The organism is Janthinobacterium sp. 13 (assembly GCF_002749695.1).
In the GTDB taxonomy this organism is placed as follows: domain Bacteria; phylum Pseudomonadota; class Gammaproteobacteria; order Burkholderiales; family Burkholderiaceae_D; genus Janthinobacterium; species Janthinobacterium kumbetense.
Genome location: NZ_PEEQ01000001.1, coordinates 67444 through 85062, shown reverse-complemented (window position 1 = coordinate 85062; position 17619 = coordinate 67444). Strand labels below are relative to the sequence as shown.

The following is a 17619-nucleotide window of genomic DNA, read 5'->3' as shown; positions in this document are numbered from 1 at the left end:
TGGCAGTACAATTTAAATCAATGAGTGCAGGCTTCAATCGGAAAGCCACTCGCGGCGCTTAGCTGCGCGTGGCTTTTTTACTGTGAAAACTGCATTTATTACCGTCATGCGGGTGTGTTTTGCGAAATAAACAGAAAAATGTTTGTTTCACAGAATTATTTATTCTCGCCGGTCTTGTGTTTTGGCAGCGAGCGCCAACATCGTAAACACGCTTTCTATAAGGTACGCCATGACAACTTCCAAATTAACTGAGCAAACTCAACTGCCGTTATTGCCGTTGCGGGATGTCGTCGTTTTCCCGCATATGGTGATACCGCTGTTCGTTGGCCGTCCAAAGTCGATCAAGGCGCTGGAAGCTGCGATGGAGCAGGGCAAGAGCATCATGCTTGCCGCTCAAAAAGCAGCCGCGAAGGACGAGCCGTCTCCTTCGGATATCTATGAAATTGGCTGCGTTGCCAATATTCTGCAAATGCTGAAGCTGCCCGATGGCACCGTCAAGGTGCTGGTCGAAGGCGCGCAGCGTGCCCGTATCAACCACATCAGCGATGCTCCGACGCACTTCATCGCCGACCTGACGCCGCTCGAGTCCGAGCCGGGCGACGAGTCGGAAGTCGAAGCCATGCGCCGCGCGATCGTGCAGCAGTTCGACCAGTACGTCAAACTCAACAAAAAAATCCCGCCGGAAATCCTCGCTTCCCTGTCGGGCATCGACGATGCCGGCCGCCTGGCCGACACGGTGGCCGCGCACTTGCCGCTGAAACTTGAGCAAAAACAAGTCATCCTGGAAATTTTCAGCGTGGCCAAGCGCCTCGAGCACCTGCTGGGCCAGCTCGAAGGCGAACTCGACATCCTGCAGGTGGAAAAGCGCATCCGCGGCCGCGTGAAGCGCCAGATGGAAAAATCGCAGCGCGAGTACTACCTGAACGAGCAAGTCAAGGCGATCCAGAAAGAACTGGGCGAGGGCGAAGATGGTGCCGACCTCGACGAGCTGGAGAAAAAGGTCGCTTCGGCCAAAATGCCGAAGGAAGCGCTCGACAAGGCTACCAACGAGTTGAAAAAACTCAAGCTGATGTCGCCGATGTCGGCCGAAGCCACCGTCGTGCGCAATTACATCGACACCCTGGTCAACTTGCCTTGGAAAAAGAAATCCAAGGTCAATAACGACCTGGCGAACGCGGAAAAAGTGCTCGAGGGCGACCACTACGGCCTCGACAAGGTCAAGGAACGCATCCTGGAATACCTCGCGGTGCAACAGCGCGTCGACAAGCTCAAGGCGCCTATCCTGTGCTTCGTCGGTCCTCCTGGCGTGGGCAAGACCTCGCTGGGCCAGTCCATCGCCCGCGCGACGAACCGCAAGTTCGTGCGCATGGCCCTGGGCGGCGTGCGCGACGAAGCGGAAATCCGCGGTCACCGCCGCACCTACATCGGCTCGATGCCGGGCAAGATCCTGCAATCGCTGTCGAAAGTCGGCGTGCGCAATCCCTTGTTCCTGCTCGATGAAGTCGACAAGATGGGCGCCGATTTCCGTGGCGACCCGTCGTCGGCCCTGCTGGAAGTGCTCGACCCGGAACAGAACCACACGTTCTCCGACCATTACATCGAAGTCGATTTCGACTTGTCCGACGTGATGTTCGTGGCGACGTCGAACTCGTACAACATTCCGCCAGCCTTGCTCGACCGCATGGAAGTGATCCGTCTGTCCGGTTACACGGAAGATGAAAAGACCAGCATCGCGCAGCGTTACCTGCTGCCGAAGCAGATCAAGAACAATGGCTTGAAGGAAGAGGAAATCTCGGTGGCCGAGTCGGCGCTGCGCGACATCATCCGCTACTACACGCGGGAAGCCGGTGTGCGTTCGCTCGAGCGGGAAGTGTCGAAGATCTGCCGCAAGGTGGTCAAGATGCTGCTGCTGAAGAAATCCGACAAGAAAGTCATCGTCAACTCGAAGAACCTGGATAAATTCCTCGGCGTGCGCCGCTATGATTTCGGTGTCGCAGAGAAAGAAAACCAGGTAGGCCAGGTGGTCGGTCTGGCATGGACGGAAGTGGGCGGCGATCTGCTGACCATCGAAGCCGTGTCGATGCCGGGCAAGGGCGGCATCATCCGCACGGGTACCCTGGGCGACGTCATGAAAGAGTCGATCGAGGCAGCCCGCACGGTGGTGCGCAGCCGGGCACAGCGCCTGGGCATCAAGGCGGACGTGTTCGAGAAGAGCGACATCCACATCCACGTGCCGGAAGGCGCGACACCGAAGGACGGTCCTTCGGCTGGCGCGGCCATGACGGTGGCGATGGTGTCGGTCTTCACGGGCATTCCCGTGCGCGCCGACGTGGCGATGACGGGCGAGATCACCTTGCGCGGCGAAGTATTGCCGATCGGCGGCTTGAAGGAAAAGCTGCTGGCGGCCCATCGCGGCGGCATCAAGACGGTCCTGATTCCAGAGCAAAACGTGAAAGACCTGGCCGATATTCCGGACAACGTCAAGAACAAACTGGAGATCGTGCCGGTGCGCTGGATCGACAAAGTGCTGGAAATCGCCCTCGAACGCATGCCTGAAGCGTTGGCGGACGTCGCTGCGGTGGAGGCTGTTACGGCCGCCGCGGCCAAGCCTGACGCGGCCGGTGAGGTAGTAAAACACTAACGTTTTACCCCTGTTTTCCCCAAACAAGCGCTTTTAGAGCGCTTGTTTTATATTGAAACGTGAATTGCGCCCCCAAAGCGCTTGACACATATACAGTGTGGCTTGTTTAATACGCCTGCACATTTTTTTCGCCGGACAGCTGTGGTGCCAAAAGTGCCGCAACGATACGGTAAACGTTTTATACCTTTGTAATTGGGGATGCTAGTGAACAAGACTGAATTGATCGACCACATTGCTGAAAAAGCTGACATTTCCAAAGCCGCCGCTGCGCGCGCACTCGACGCTGTTATCGGCGGCGTGACGGAAACTTTGAAAAACAACGACAGCGTGACGCTGGTTGGTTTTGGCACTTTCTCGGTCAGCGAACGCGCTGAGCGTACCGGCCGCAATCCGCGTACCAAAGAAGCGATCACGATCGAAGCAGCAAAAGTTCCAAAATTTAAAGCTGGTAAAGCTTTGAAGGATGCTGTAAACTAACGGACTTCGGTGAGGTGACAATCACCGGAAACATTTGGCGGCGCCTCCGGGTGCCGCGATTTCAGGATCGACGTTCTTGAATGGCGATCCTGGATACAAATGCAAGTAGTACTGTGTATTTTTCGGAGTGGTAGTTCAGTTGGTTAGAATGCCGGCCTGTCACGTCGGAGGTCGCGGGTTCGAGTCCCGTCCGCTCCGCCAAAAAAATACGCTCTCAAGGAGTGGTAGTTCAGTTGGTTAGAATACCGGCCTGTCACGTCGGGGGTCGCGGGTTCGAGTCCCGTCCGCTCCGCCAGAATATAGAAGCCCGCGCTGCTGAATAAGTAGCGCGGGTTTTTCTTTTTCAGCGCCAGATTATCTCGGCGCGCGTGCTTTTTAAAATTCCCGCCTGCCGTGTTGAATAAAAACGCCGGCGTTTAAATCCCCTTTAAGCTGCATCGGGTTAAATGCCCGAGTCCGGCGCCTTGCCATCCAGGCGGCGCCAGGGCAGGGCGCGCGCCCTGATTTACTCTTGCTATAGCGCTATGGGCATTGTAGAATCAGGAGATAATGGCTTGGGCGTCAGAATCCTGCTTTAGTTCCAGCGCCAAGTTGTTGAATCTAAAGGGGAAGTGGACATCTGTCCCGTCCATTCCGCCGAAGAAATCAAGGCGAACGCATGTTCGCCTTTTTTTATAGTGATCCACTCATCCCGAATTGGCTGACCATGTTTGAATTTATTCGTACCCATCGACGCTTGATGCAGTTTCTCCTGATGCTGGTCATCGTCCCGTCTTTTGCACTGGTCGGTATCAGCGGCTACCAAAGCTTCGGCGATGGCGCGAACACCATCGCCAAGGTCGGCGACCAGGTCGTTACGCAGCAGCAATATGAAGAAGCGCAACGCCAGCAGATCGACCGCTACCGCCAGATGATGGGCGAGCAGTTCGACCAAAAAATGTTTGACACGCCGGAAGCGCGCCAGAGCATCCTCGACAACCTGATCGCCGAGCGCGCCGTGGCCGCCGAAGTGGGCCGTAGCCACCTCGTCATCAGCGATGCCGTGCTGCAAAAGGAAGTGCTGGAAATCCCAGGCTTGACCTTGCCGGACGGTAAATTCGACCTGGAACGCTACAAGGCCATGCTGGCTGCCCAGGGCATGACGCCGCAGATGTACGATGCGCGCCGCCGCAGCGACCTGGCCCTGCAGCAACTGGCCGGCGCCGTGCAAGGTACCGCCTTCGCGCCGAACACCGTGTCCAAGCGCCTGTCCGACATCACCTCGGAAGAGCGTGAAGTGCAGGAACTGCTGTTGCCGATCGCCCAGTACGTGTCGGAAGTCAAAGTGACGGACGCCATGATCAAGGCGTTCTATGACAAGAACAGCAAGTTCTTTGAAATCCCGGAACAAGCCAAGATCGAATACGTCGTGCTGGACGACAGCGCCGCCGGCGAGCAAGTCGACGTCAGCGACGCCGACGTGACCGGCTACTACGCGAAGAACCAGAAAGCCTACACGACGGAAGAAGCGCGCCAGGCCAGCCACATCCTCGTAGCCGTCAAGAAAGACGCCTCGGCAGCCGACAAGGCAGCCGCCAAGGCCAAGGCTGAAGCCATCCTGGCCGAAGTGCGCAAGGCGCCTGCCAGCTTTGCCGCCGTGGCGAAAGCCAAGTCGGAAGACCCGGCCTCCGCGGAACAGGGCGGCGACCTGGGCGTGATCGGCAAGGATGGCTTGCCGGCACCGCTGCTGAGCGCTGTTTCGAAACTCAAGCAAGGCGAAATCAGCGATGTCGTCGCTTCCGATTTCGGTTTCCACATCCTGACCGTCACCTCGCTCAAGCCGCAGCACGTGCGTGCGCTCGACGAAGTGCGCGGCGAAATCACGGCCGACCTGCGCAAGCAATTTGCTGCTAAGAAATACTCGGAAATGGCGGAAACGTTCACCAACACGGTCTACGAGCAATCGGACAGCCTGAAGCCGGTGGCCGACAAGCTGAAACTGAAAGTGGAAAGCGTCGCCAACCTGTCGCGCACGCCGTCGCCGGCACTGGGCAAGGCGCCGTTCAACAACGCCAAGTTCCTGGCCGCCATCTTCTCGAACGATTCGCTGAAAGACAAGCGCAACACGGAAGCCGTGACCGTCGCACCTAACGTGCTGATCGCTGGCCGCGTGGTGGAATTCAAGCCGGCAACGAAGCGTCCGCTGGCCGAAGTCGAAGCGATGATCCGTCAGCGCGTGACCCTGGAAGAAGCGGAAAAGCTGGCCAAGAAGGCGGGCGAGACCAAGCTGGCCGCCTTGAAGGCGTCGGGCGATGCGACGGGTTTCGGCGCGGCGCAATGGGTATCGCGCAGCAAGCTGGACGGCATCAACCGTGCCGCCATCGCGCAAGTCATGAAGGCCGACACGAGCAAGCTGCCAGCCTATGTGGGCGTGGAGCTGCCAGCCCTGGGCTACGGCATCTACCGCATCGGCAAGGTGCAGCAGCCGGCGCAAGTGGACGCGGCCCGCCGCCAGCAAGAGAAAGACCAGATCGGCGGCATCCTGGCGCAACAGGAAATGTTCGATTACGTCGAGTACCTGAAAGCCAAGGCCAAGGTGAAGATCGTCAAACCGCTCACCGCCCCAGCCGCCGCAGCGCCGGAAGCACCGTAAGATTTAGTTTCCACGCATAAAAATAGCCGCTCTCGAGCGGCTATTTTTTTGTCTGCGGAATGTGCGTGCCAATGAACTGAGCATGACCATCAGCGTAGAGCTGGGGTCAGACCCGCCGGGTCTGACCCCGGATTTTTGCCTCGGGCTAGAGGTAACGTCAACAACTGGCTTACTTGGCTTTCAGCAACGGCGCCAGCTGCGGCCAGATGTTTTTCAGAATCGTCGGATGCGCCTTGGCGTTCGGGTGCATGCGGTCGGCCTGGAACAGCTGCGGCTGGTCGGCGATGCCTTCGAACATGAAGGGGACCAAAGGCGCCTTCCATTCCTTTGCCAGCTTGCCGTACACGCCATAGAATTGCTCGCCGTAGGCGCGGCCATAGTTGGGCGGCATGCGCATGCCCACCAGCACCACCTGCGCACCCGATTTTTTGGCCGCCTCGCCCATGGCGCGCAGATTCGCTTCGGCGGCCGCCACGGGCAAGCCGCGCAAGCCGTCGTTGGCGCCCAGTTCGATCAGCACGACGTCGGGCTGGTGCTTCGCCAGCAGGGCGGGCAGGCGCGCGCGGCCGCCGCTGGTGGTCTCGCCGCTGATGCTGGCGTTGACGATGCGCGTGTCGTTCTTTTGCGCTTGCAGCCGCTGTTCCAGCAGCGCCACCCAGCCCGTGCCCCGCGCCAGCCCATACTCGGCCGACAGGCTATCGCCGAGCACCAGCAGCGTTTTTGGTGCAGAATAGGCGTTCGTCATGCCTGACACCAGGAGCAGGGCTGCCGCAGGAAGCAAGGACAGGGTGCGCCGCCGCAGGCGGTTGCCGCCCTCGACACTTATTTGTTCACGAAATTTTTTAAGATAGATCAGCATGCCCGAATTCCCTAAAGCGACTTCCACCAGTTTTCTCCCGTCCGACGCGGCCGCCCTGCGGCCTGCCGCACCTAACAGTCAAAACAGCCAAAATGCCCGGCCGGCCATCGAAGTGGTCCAGCTGGCCAAGCGCGTACCCGATGCCGATGGTGAGCTGACCATCCTGCATCAAGTCGATTTTACCGTGCAAACGGCCGAGACGCTGGCCATCGTCGGCGCCTCCGGTTCCGGCAAGTCCACCTTGCTGGGCTTGCTGGCCGGCCTGGATACGCCCAGCGTGGGCAAGGTCATGCTCGACGGCACCGATATCTTCGCCCTCGACGAAGATGGCCGCGCCGGTTTTCGCAAGGAAAAGCTCGGTTTCGTGTTCCAGTCCTTCCAGCTGCTGGCCCATTTGACGGCGCTGGAAAACGTCATGCTGCCGCTGGAATTGCGCGGCGACCCGGACGCGAAGGAAAAGGCGCAAGCCATGCTGGGAAGGGTGAACCTGGGCAGCCGCCTGAAACACTATCCGAAATACCTGTCCGGCGGCGAGCAGCAGCGCGTGGCGCTGGCCCGCGCCTTCGTCACGGAGCCGCCGCTGCTGTTCGCCGACGAGCCGACGGGCAGCCTGGACGCTGCCACGGGCGAAGCCGTGATCCAGCTGATGTTCGAGTTGAACCGCGAGCGGGGCTCGACCCTCGTGCTCGTCACGCACGACAGCTCGATCGCGGCCCGTTGCGGGCGCACGATTACGATTGCGGCGGGCAGGCTGGTGTGATTGGTGCTGCCGATTGTCGGATTACGCGCTGACGCGCTAATCCGACCTACTTGCTGTCAGGCGTCGTGACATTCCTTGTAATACGTCGTTATTACGCCGACAAGGCATTGATCAACCGGCGGATGGCCGGGATCAATTCCCCCGCCGTCAACCCGATGGGGCCGCTGCCTGCCGCCACCAGCGCATCGGCTGCCGCGCCGTGCAGCCACACGGCGCCCAGCGCCGCTTCCCATTCCGACCAGCCCTGCGCCAGCAGGCTGCCGCATAGGCCCGCCAAGACGTCGCCCGTGCCGGCCGTCGCCAGCGCGGGGCCGCCCGTGTTGTTGACGACGACCTGGCCGTCGGGCGCGGCGATCACCGTGCCCGACCCTTTCAAGACGACGATGACGCCCAGCTGCGTGGCCAGCTGGCGCGCCGCGCCCAGGCGGTCGGCTTGCACCTCGGCCACCGTCATGTCGAGCAGGCGTGCCGCTTCCAGCGGATGCGGGGTCAATATCGTCGCCCCCGCGCCCGTGCGCATGGCCAGCGCCGATTGCAGTTCCGGTTCGGCCGCCATCAGGTTCAGCGCATCGGCGTCCAGCAGCAGGGGGCTGTCGCTGTCGAACGCCCGCAGCAGCAGCTCCACCGTGCCGGCCTTGTCGCCCAGGCCTGGCCCCGCCACCAGTGCGGCAAAGTGCAGGCCGGAGAAATCCACGTCCCGGGCGTGACGGCACATGAGTTCCGGCTGGCCGCTGTCGAACGCCGGCGGTGCATCGGGAAAGGCGAGATACACCCGTCCCGCGCCCGCATGCAGGGCCGTGCGGGCCGCCAGGATGGGCGCGCCGGCCATGCCTTGCGCGCCGCCGATGATGGCCACGCTGCCGTAGCTGCCCTTGTGCGTGTTTTGCCGGCGCGGCTGCAGTTGGCGGGCGAACAGGTGCAGGCCGCCCAGCTGCGCCTTCGCCGCGGGCAGCAGGGCAGGGGCGATGGCCAGCGCGGCCACTTCCACTTCGCCCGCATGGTCGCGGCCATTTGCCGTGTGCAGGCCAGGCTTGTCGCCGATGAAGGTGAGCGTGTGCGTGGCGCGGATGGCGACGCCGTCGATGGCGCCCGTGTCCGCGTGCAGGCCGCTGGGCACGTCGAGCGCCAGCACGGGGCAATCCAGCTGGTTCACCAGCTGGACCACGTCGCGGCATTCGCCGTCCAGGGGACGCGATGCGCCGATGCCGAACAGGCCATCGATGACGAGATGCCAGGGCGCCGCGCCCACGGCGGCCGACGCCGTGCTGGTTGCCGCATCCATGCAGCGCGCGGCGCTGTTGCGCGCGCGGCTCAGCGCCTGTTCGCGCTCGGGTGACGTGGCTTGCGCCGCGGGCGCCAGCCAGACGAGCACCTCGGTGCCGCTGCCGGCCAGGTGCGCGGCCGCTTCCAGCGCGTCGCCGCCGTTGTCGCCGGGGCCGGCCAGCACCAGTACGCGCCGGTGGCCCGCATCGCCGCCATCTTCCTGGGCGTGCAGCAGCTTCAGGGCGGCACTGGCGGCCGCCTGGCCCGCGCGCTGCATCAGCAGCCCTTGCGGCAAGTCGCGCATGGCCGCCTGTTCGATGGCGCGCAGTTCGGCGATGGAGTACAGCGGTGTTGCAGAGTCGATCAGGGGCATGGCGCGTGTTCCGTTAGTCAGCATGTCTTCAACATAAGGCCGATGCGGGCGAAAGGCAAGGCGCGCACGCCTGAAATGCGCGCCTGTTTGGCGGCTACAATAGCCATCTCACATAAGAGCGGGGGCAAGGCGATGGACTGGCAATTCTGGATCGACCGTGGCGGCACCTTTACGGACATCGTGGCGCGCCGTCCCGATGGCAGCCTGGCCACCTGCAAGCTGCTGTCGGAAAATCCGGGCCAGTACCGCGACGCGGCGCTGGCGGGCATGCGCCGGCTGATGGGCCTTGCGCCCGGTGCGCCGCTGCCCGTGGAGCAGGTGGGCGCCATCAAGATGGGCACGACGGTCGCCACGAATGCGCTGCTCGAACGCAAGGGCGAACCCACCGTGCTGGCCATCACGCGCGGTTTTCGCGACGCCTTGCGCATCGCCTACCAGAACCGCCCGCAATTGTTCGCGCGCAAGATCATCCTGCCCGAACTGCTGTATGGTGACGTGATCGAGATCGATGAAAGGGTGGGCGCCCACGGCGACGTCGTGACGCCGCTTGACGAGGCGGCCGCGCAGGCCGCGCTGGCGCAAGCCCATGCGCGCGGCGTGCGCGCCATCGCCATCGTGCTGATGCACGGCTACCGCCATCACGCGCACGAGGCGCGGGTGGCGCAGCTGGCGCGCGAAGCCGGTTTTACGCAGGTGTCCGTGTCGCATGAGGTCAGCCCCATGATGAAACTGGTGGCGCGCGGCGACACCACCGTGGTCGACGCCTACCTGTCGCCGATCCTGCGCCGCTACGTCGACCAGCTGGCGATGGAGCTGCCCGGCGTGCACCTGCAATTCATGCAGTCGAACGGCGGCTTGACGGATGCGCGCGCCTTCCAGGGCAAGGACAGCATCTTGTCCGGCCCCGCCGGCGGCATCGTCGGCATGGTTCGCGCCAGCGCGCTGGCCGGTTTCGACAAGGTCATCGGCTTCGACATGGGCGGCACTTCGACGGACGTGTCGCATTACGCGGGCGAGTTCGAACGCGTGTTCGAGACGCAGATCGCCGGCGTGCGCATGCGCGCGCCCATGATGAGCATCCATACGGTGGCCGCGGGCGGCGGCTCCCTGCTGCATTTCGACGGCGCCCGCTACAAGGTGGGGCCGGACAGCGCGGGCGCCAACCCGGGGCCCGCCAGCTACCGGCGCGGCGGCCCGCTGGCCGTCACCGACTGCAACGTCATGCTGGGCAAGCTGCAGCCCGCGTTCTTCCCCCGCGTCTTCGGCCCCGACGCCGATGAAGCGCTGGACGCGGCCACGGTGCGCGCCCAGTTCGAAGCGCTGGCGCGCACGGTCAATGCCACCCCGGAGGAGGTGGCCGAAGGCTATGTCGCCATCGCCGTGGGCAATATGGCCAACGCCATCAAGCAGATTTCCGTGCAGCGCGGCCACGACGTCACGGAATATACGCTCACCAGCTTTGGCGGCGCGGGCGGCCAGCATGCCTGCCTGGTGGCCGACGCGCTGGGCATGCGCACGGTGTTCATCCACAGCCTGGCCGGCGTGATGTCGGCCTACGGCATGGGCCTGGCCGACCAGAGCGCCATGCGCGAACGGGCAATCGAAGCGACACTGGGGGCCGACCTGGCGCGCGATTTCGCCGCACTGGGAGAACAGGCGCGGGGCGACTTGCTGCGCCAGGGCGTGGCAGGCGAGCGCATCGCGCTCGTGCACCGCGTGCACCTGCGCTACGAAGGCACGGATTCGGCCCTCGTCGTGCTGTTCGATACGGTGGCCAGCATGCAGGCGCAGTTTGAAGCGGCGTACAAAAAACGCTTTTCCTTCCTGATGCCGGCGCGCGCCTTGATCGTCGAAGCCATCTCCGTGGAAGCCCTCGGCGCATCCGACGCGCCGCAGCCGGCCGCGCCGGCGTATGCGACGCGCGCTGGCGCGCTGGCGCCCGTGCAGACGGTGGCCATGTACTGCGCCGGTGCATGGCGCGACAGCGGCCTGTATGCGGCGGACAGTCTGCGCCCGGGTGATGCCATCGACGGCCCGGCCATCGTCAGCGACGCCAACGCCACCACCGTCATTGAGCCGGGCTGGCGCGCGCAAGTGACGGCGCATGGCCATTTGATCTTGCGCAGGGTCGTGGCCTTGCCAGAGCGGCGCGCCATCGGGACTGATGCCGACCCCGTGATGCTGGAAATATTCAACAACCTGTTCATGTCGATCGCCGAGCAGATGGGCTTGCGCCTGCAAAATACGGCCCATTCCGTCAACATCAAGGAACGCCTCGATTTCAGCTGCGCCATCTTCGATGCGCAAGGCCACTTGATCGCCAATGCGCCGCACATGCCCGTGCACCTCGGTTCCATGGGCGAGAGCATCCGCACCGTCATGACGCGCAATGCGGGCGCCATGCGGCCGGGCGATGTGTTCATGTTGAACGACCCGTATCACGGCGGCACGCATTTGCCCGACGTGACGGTGATTTCGCCCGTCTTCGATGAAAAGGGGGATTCCATCCTGTTCTACGTCGGTTCGCGCGGCCACCATGCGGACATCGGCGGTACGACGCCCGGTTCCATGCCGCCGGACTCCACGCGCATCGAGGAAGAGGGCGTGTTGATCGACAATTTCAAGCTGGTCGACGGCGCCACGGGCGTGATGCGGGAAGACGACACCCTGGCTTTGCTGGCGGGCGCCAGCTGGCCGGCCCGCAATCCGCGGCAAAACCTGGCCGACCTGCGCGCCCAGGTGGCGGCCAACCAGAAGGGGGCCGAAGAACTGCATAACATGGTCGCGCATTTCGGTTTGCCTGTCGTGCAAGCCTACATGGGCCACGTGCAGGACAATGCCGAGGAAGCCGTGCGCCGGGTCATCACGACCCTGAAGGATGGCAGCTACGCGCTGGACCTGGACAACGGCGCGCGCATCCAGGTGGCGATCAGGGTCGACGTGGCGCGGCGCAGCGCCGTCATCGATTTCACGGGGACCTCAAGCCAGCTGCCGAACAACTTCAATGCGCCGTCCGCCGTCTGCATGGCGGCCGTGCTGTATGTGTTCCGCACCCTCGTCGACGACGCGATTCCCCTGAATGCCGGCTGTCTGAAACCCTTGACCGTGATCATCCCGCCCGGCTCCATGCTCAACCCGCGGTATCCTGCCTCCGTCGTCTCGGGCAACGTGGAAACCTCGACCTGCATCACGAATGCCCTGTATGGCGCGCTGGGCGCCATGGCCGCCTCGCAGGGGACGATGAACAATTTCACGTTCGGCAGCGAGAAATACCAGTATTACGAGACGATATCGGGCGGTTCGGGCGCCGGCCCCGGCTTCGACGGCACGGACGTGGTGCAGACGAACATGACCAATTCGCGCCTGACGGACCCGGAAATCCTCGAGTGGCGCTTCCCCGTGCGCCTGGACAGCTACAGCATCCGCGCCGGATCGGGCGGGGCGGGGCGCTGGCACGGCGGCAATGGCGGCGTGCGCCGGGTGCGCTTCCTGGAAGCGATGACGGCGGCGATCCTGTCGAACAACCGGATGATTCCGCCGTTCGGCATGGCCGGCGGCGAGGCGGGCGCGCTGGGGCGCAATTACGTGGAGCGGGCCGATGGCACGGTGGAGCACCTGGCGCATATCGGCAAGACGGACATGCGGGCGGGCGACGTGTTCGTCATCGAAACGCCGGGCGGCGGCGGCTACGGCAAGACGGAATAGGCCAGGTCGGCACTGGCACTGGCGGCACTGGCGCCGCTGAGCTGCGCGCGCACCTGGCCCACGTCGCGCATGGGCGCGCGGCCGAACTGGCGGCTGTATTCGCGGCTGAACTGCGATTCGCTGGCGTAGCCGACCCGGTAGCCGGCCGTGCCCGCGTCGATCTGCTCGACCAGCATCAATCGCCGCGCCTCCTGCAGCCGCAGCAGCTTCTGGTACTGCATCGGCGTCATGGCGGTAATCGCCTTGAAGTGGTGGTGCAGCGACGACATGCTCATGTTCGCCATGCCGGCCAGGTGCTCGATGCGCAGCGGCTGCGCGTAATGGTGCTTGATCCAGTCGATGGCTTGCCCCACCTGGTGCGACTGGCTGCTGGCCAGCGCCATGTGGCGCAAACGCGCGCCCACGGGGCCATTGAGTAGGCGGTAGGTCAGCTCGCGGCGGATCAGGGGCGCCAGCGCGGCGATTTCCCCCGGCTTGTCGAGCAGGCGCACGAGGCGCAGCATGGCGTCGAGCAGCTCGGGCGACACGTCGCTGACGGAAATGCCGCGCGTGGCGGGCAGGATTTTCTGCTGCGCGGCGCTGTCGCCGCCGCTTTCGCTATCGAGCAGCGCGGCCACGTCGGCGATGTCGATGCCCAGCACCACGCACAGGTGCGGCTTGTCCACGCTCGCTTCCACCACGCGCACCTGCACCGGCAGGTCGACGGACGTCAGCAGATACTGCATGCGGCTGTAATGGAAGGTTTCCGTGCCCAGGGTGACGTCCTTCGCTCCTTGCGCGATGATGGCCACGCTGGGGCGCGCCGCATGGAACAGCGATTCCGTGACGGACGACTGGCGGTGGAAGGTGAGGTTGCCGATGGCCGTCGCGTAGTCGCCCGTGCGCGGTGCGTGGCGGCTGATCAGGGCGGCGATTTCATCTTGGGGCAGGAGTAAGGTAGGCATGGGTGGCAGTATGCGTCAGGCGAGGGAGGGCAGGGGTTGATCTTACGCAGATTTGGAGGATCGTGCAAAGGTCTTGCAGGATCGCGGTAACGGCGGGACGGCTTCTCGGGCACACTTGTGCAATCGCATGCATGGCACGCGTTCCCCCTCGTTACACACATATAGATACAGGAGTTTTCATGACCACCATCGCCAAAGGCTACGCCGCACAGGGCCCGACCTCCGCACTGCAACCGTTCACGTTCGAGCGCCGCGCCCCGCGCGAAGACGACGTGGCCATCTCGATCAAATACTGCGGCGTGTGCCATTCCGACATCCACCAGGCGCGCGATGAATGGGGCGGCGCCGCCTTCCCGATGGTGCCCGGCCATGAAATCGCCGGCGTCGTCACGGCCGTCGGCGCCAACGTCAGCAAGTTCAAGGTGGGCGACCACGTGGGCGTGGGCTGCTTCGTCGACTCCTGCACCACGTGCAAGACCCGCAACGTGGACCTGGAACAGTACATGCCCGGCCTGATCCAGACCTACAACGGCGTCGAAGCGGACGGCAAGACGGCCACGCAGGGCGGCTACTCGGACAGCATCGTCGTCAAGGAAGGCTATGTGCTGTCGATTCCCGACAACCTGCCGCTGGACGCGGCCGCGCCGCTGCTGTGCGCCGGCATCACCCTGTACTCGCCGCTGAACCACTGGAAGGCCGGCCCCGGCAAGCAGGTCGCCATCCTGGGCATGGGTGGCCTGGGCCACATGGGCGTGAAGATCGCCCACGCCATGGGCGCCGAAGTGACGGTGCTGAGCCAGACCCTGTCGAAGCGCGAAGACGGCCTGCGCCTGGGCGCCGATCACTACTACGCCACCAACGACGCGGAAACGTTCAGCAAACTGGCTGGCACCTTCGACCTGATCATCTGCACCGTGGGCGCGTCGATCGACTGGAACCAGTACATCAACCTGCTGAAAGTCGATGGCAGCATGGTCATCGTCGGCATTCCCGACGGCGCCGTGCCGCCGATCAGCGCCTTCGGCCTGGTGGGCGCGCGCCGCAGCCTGTCCGGCTCCATGATCGGCTCGATCAAGGAAACCCAGGAAATGCTGGATTTCTGCGGCAAGCACAACATCGTGTCGGACATCGAGATCATCCGCATCCAGGATATCAATGAGGCGTTCGAGCGCGTCGTGAAGAGCGATGTCAGATATCGTTTTGTGATCGATATGTCATCGCTGGCTGAGTAATTTGACAAGGGGTAGGACCCGTCGGGTCCGACCCCAGCTTTTCCGGTGCTGAGCCCTGAGCACCATTGGATACTCCGAGCGAGGCACAAGGCTGGGGTCAGACCCATCGGGTCTGACCCCTTGGTCGCCGCCAACACCCCATCCCCGCCAAAAATCAAGCTCCCTTGTCAATTTTTCTTTCCTTGCGTCAAAAATCGGCATAAAATGAAACCGTACAGTACAGTTTCACTACGTAGATTTAAAAAAATCAGCCATCCCTGCATGTTGGCCTGGGCAGGGGAGGCGTCATGGATAAAAAATGGACACTTCAACAAAGAATGGAGCGACGGCGATCCCGGCGGTCTCCAGGGGCAAGCGCATTGCCCTGGCGGTTTTTGGCGTTTTTCTCGGATGTTCCGGCCTGGCCCTGGCGGCGGGCGGCATCGAACTGATTACTCTCGGCGGTTCCTGGTATTACCTGCTGGCCGGTCTCGGTTTAATATTGGCGGGCGTGCTGTACTGGCGCCGCAAGCCGCTGGCCAGTGGCGTGGTCGCCGCGCTGGTGCTGGCGACCTTGCTGTGGGCCGTGTGGGAAATCGGCTTCGCCTTCTGGCCCATGGTGCCGCGCCTGGCGCCATTCCTCGTCATCGGCCTGGCGGCCGCCTTGCTGCATCCGTGGCTGGCAGGCCGTGGCCACGGTGGCCAGTCGCGCGGCTTCGCGGCCCTGTTTGCCGTCGTGCTGGTGGCCGGCTTTGCCTCCATGTTCCAGCCGCACGGCGTGCTGGAAGCCGCCGCGCAGCCGCAGCAGGATGCCGTGACGCCCGTCAATGACGGCAGCGCCAACTGGGCGCATTATGGCCATGGGCCGAAAGGCACGCGCTTCGCGCCGTACACGCAGATCGACCAGCAGAATGTCGGCCAGCTGCAAGTGGCGTGGAGCTACCGTACGGGCGAACTGGCCGAGGGCGCGTCCGAATCGCAGAATACGCCGCTGCAGATCGGCGACACCATCTACACGTGCACGCCAACGAGCAAGGTCATCGCGCTGGACGCGGATACGGGCAAGGAGCGCTGGACTTTCGATCCCAAGCCGGTCAACACCAAGACGTGGAACCGCTGCCGCGGTGTCGGCTACTACGAGCCGGCCAAGGTGACAAAACCGTTCCATTTCGAGGGCATGCAGGCGGCCGGCGCGCCGGCGGCGGGCGCGTGCGCCAGGCGCATCGTGCAAGTGACCATGGATGCGCGCCTGATCGAGATCGACGCGCAGACGGGCAAGCAGTGCGAAGGCTTCGGCGACAAGGGTTCCGTCGACCTCACCGTCGGCCTGGGCAAGGTGAAAATGAACGTGCCGTACTACGCCTACACGTCCGCGCCGACGGTGGCGCGCAACCTGATCATCCTCGGCGGCTGGGTCTTCGACGGCCGCTCGACCGATGAACCATCGGGCGTCGTGCGCGCCTACAGCGCCGACACGGGGGAACTGGTGTGGGCCTGGGACCTGGGCAATCCGGCCATCACCAAGCTGCCGCCGGAAGGGCAGACCTACACGCGCAGCACGCCCAACATGTGGTCCACGCCCGCGTTCGACGATGCGCTGGGCCTCGTCTACCTGCCGACGGGGAACGAGCAGCCGGACTTCTGGGGCGGCAAGCGCCCGCCGCTGACGGAAAAATACGCGTCGGCCATCGTCGCCCTCGACATGGCCACGGGCCGCGAACGGTGGACGTATCAAACCGTCCACCACGATATCTGGGACTACGACGTGGCGGCGCAGCCGGCCCTGTACGACATCCCGGACGGCAAGGGCGGGAAAATACCCGCGCTGGTGCAGCTGACCAAGCGGGGCCAGATCTTCATGCTGGACCGCCGCACGGGCAAGCCGATTGCCGAAGTCATCGAAAAAGCCGTGCCGCAGGAGCACGCGGCCGGCGACTGGGTGGCAAAGACGCAGCCATATTCCACCGGCATGCCGGCCCTCGGCGCGGAAACCTTGACGGAGCGCGACATGTGGGGCGCCACCTTCTTCGACCAGCTGGCGTGCCGCATCAGCTTCCGCAAGCTCAATTACAAAGGGGAGTTCACGGCGCCAAGCACGCAAGAGACCTTGATCTATCCGGGCTACTACGGCGGCTTCAACTGGGGTGGCGCGGCCGTCGATGAAAGCAATGGCTATATGTTCGTCAACGATATCCGCATGCCGCAAGTGGTCAGGTTGGTGCCGCGCGAAACGGTGGACGTGGCCAAGCTGACGTCGGGCCACGGCGTGGGCAGCACCTATCCGATGGATGGCACGCCCTTCGTCATCGACCACAAGGCCTTCAATTCACCGCTGGGCATACCTTGCCAAAGCCCGCCGTGGGGCGTGTTTGCCGCCATCGATTTGAAGACGCGCACGAAAGTGTGGGAACGTCCGGCCGGCACCGTGCAGGACGCCGTCATCAACGGCGTGCGCGCGCGGCTGCCCATCCCGCTGGGCATGCCCACCCTGGGCGGCGGCGTGAGCACGGCGTCGGGCCTCGTGTTTTATGCGGGCACGCAGGATTATTATTTGCGCGCCATGGATATCGCCACGGGACGCGAAGTGTGGAAGGCGCGCATGCCGGTCGGTTCGCAAGGCACGCCGATGACGTATGTGTCGCCAGCCTCGGGCCGCCAGTACGTCGTGGTGGCGGCGGGCGGCGCCCGCCAGAGCCCGGACCGGGGAGATTACGTGATAGCATACGCGCTTCCCAAGACACAGTAAGAGTTTGC

At 63.6% G+C, this 17619-nt stretch carries 10 protein-coding genes and 2 tRNA genes; 9 read left to right on the top strand and 3 right to left on the bottom strand.

The window, feature by feature from the left end:
- Positions 1-229 precede the first annotated feature (229 nt).
- The 5 genes from lon to CLU94_RS00335 all read left to right on the top strand — a co-directional run bounded on the left by lon (position 230) and on the right by CLU94_RS00335 (position 5750).
- Complete coding sequence (gene lon / locus CLU94_RS00355) at positions 230-2641, top strand: endopeptidase La (protein ID WP_034787304.1); 2412 nt, start codon at positions 230-232, stop codon at positions 2639-2641.
- Positions 2642-2845: 204 nt separating this feature from the next.
- Positions 2846-3118, top strand: a complete 273-nt coding sequence (locus CLU94_RS00350; RefSeq protein ID WP_010398442.1) for an HU family DNA-binding protein — start codon at positions 2846-2848, stop codon at positions 3116-3118.
- Between the two features lie 124 nt (positions 3119-3242).
- Positions 3243-3319 (top strand) — tRNA-Asp (locus CLU94_RS00345).
- A gap of 17 nt (positions 3320-3336) precedes the next feature.
- Positions 3337-3413, top strand: a tRNA-Asp gene (locus tag CLU94_RS00340).
- 411 nt (positions 3414-3824) lie between these two features.
- Entirely contained in the window at positions 3825-5750 is a 1926-nt protein-coding gene (locus tag CLU94_RS00335) for a SurA N-terminal domain-containing protein (protein ID WP_180278541.1), read from the top strand.
- A 169-nt stretch (positions 5751-5919) separates the two neighbouring features.
- Here the strand turns inward: CLU94_RS00335 and CLU94_RS00330 are convergent, their stop codons facing one another.
- Positions 5920-6609, bottom strand: coding sequence for an arylesterase (locus CLU94_RS00330; protein ID WP_099664141.1), 690 nt, complete (start codon positions 6607-6609; stop codon positions 5920-5922).
- On the opposite strand from CLU94_RS00330, the gene CLU94_RS00325 reads away from it, so the two are divergent.
- Positions 6608-7369 (top strand): ABC transporter ATP-binding protein, encoded by a 762-nt coding sequence (locus CLU94_RS00325; RefSeq protein WP_373609640.1) that lies wholly within the window; start codon positions 6608-6610, stop codon positions 7367-7369. The genes CLU94_RS00330 and CLU94_RS00325 overlap by 2 nt on opposite strands.
- Positions 7370-7460: 91 nt before the next feature.
- Here the strand turns inward: CLU94_RS00325 and CLU94_RS00320 are convergent, their stop codons facing one another.
- Complete coding sequence (locus CLU94_RS00320; RefSeq protein WP_257218615.1) at positions 7461-9029, bottom strand: NAD(P)H-hydrate dehydratase; 1569 nt, start codon at positions 9027-9029, stop codon at positions 7461-7463.
- Between the two features lie 108 nt (positions 9030-9137).
- On the opposite strand from CLU94_RS00320, the gene CLU94_RS00315 reads away from it, so the two are divergent.
- Complete coding sequence (locus CLU94_RS00315; RefSeq protein WP_099664139.1) at positions 9138-12710, top strand: hydantoinase B/oxoprolinase family protein; 3573 nt, start codon at positions 9138-9140, stop codon at positions 12708-12710.
- On the opposite strand, the gene CLU94_RS00310 is transcribed toward CLU94_RS00315, so the two are convergent.
- Positions 12692-13654, bottom strand: a complete 963-nt coding sequence (locus tag CLU94_RS00310) for an AraC family transcriptional regulator (RefSeq protein ID WP_099664138.1) — start codon at positions 13652-13654, stop codon at positions 12692-12694. The two genes, CLU94_RS00315 and CLU94_RS00310, sit on opposite strands and share 19 nt — an antisense overlap.
- 179 nt (positions 13655-13833) lie before the next feature.
- Here CLU94_RS00310 and CLU94_RS00305 point away from each other — a divergent pair, with 179 nt between their 5' ends.
- Together CLU94_RS00305 and CLU94_RS00300 are read left to right on the top strand one after the other, a co-directional pair.
- Entirely contained in the window at positions 13834-14886 is a 1053-nt protein-coding gene (locus CLU94_RS00305; RefSeq protein WP_099664137.1) for an NAD(P)-dependent alcohol dehydrogenase, read from the top strand.
- Between the two features lie 298 nt (positions 14887-15184).
- Positions 15185-17611 (top strand): membrane-bound PQQ-dependent dehydrogenase, glucose/quinate/shikimate family, encoded by a 2427-nt coding sequence (locus tag CLU94_RS00300; protein WP_099664136.1) that lies wholly within the window; start codon positions 15185-15187, stop codon positions 17609-17611.
- Positions 17612-17619: the final 8 nt, after the last annotated feature.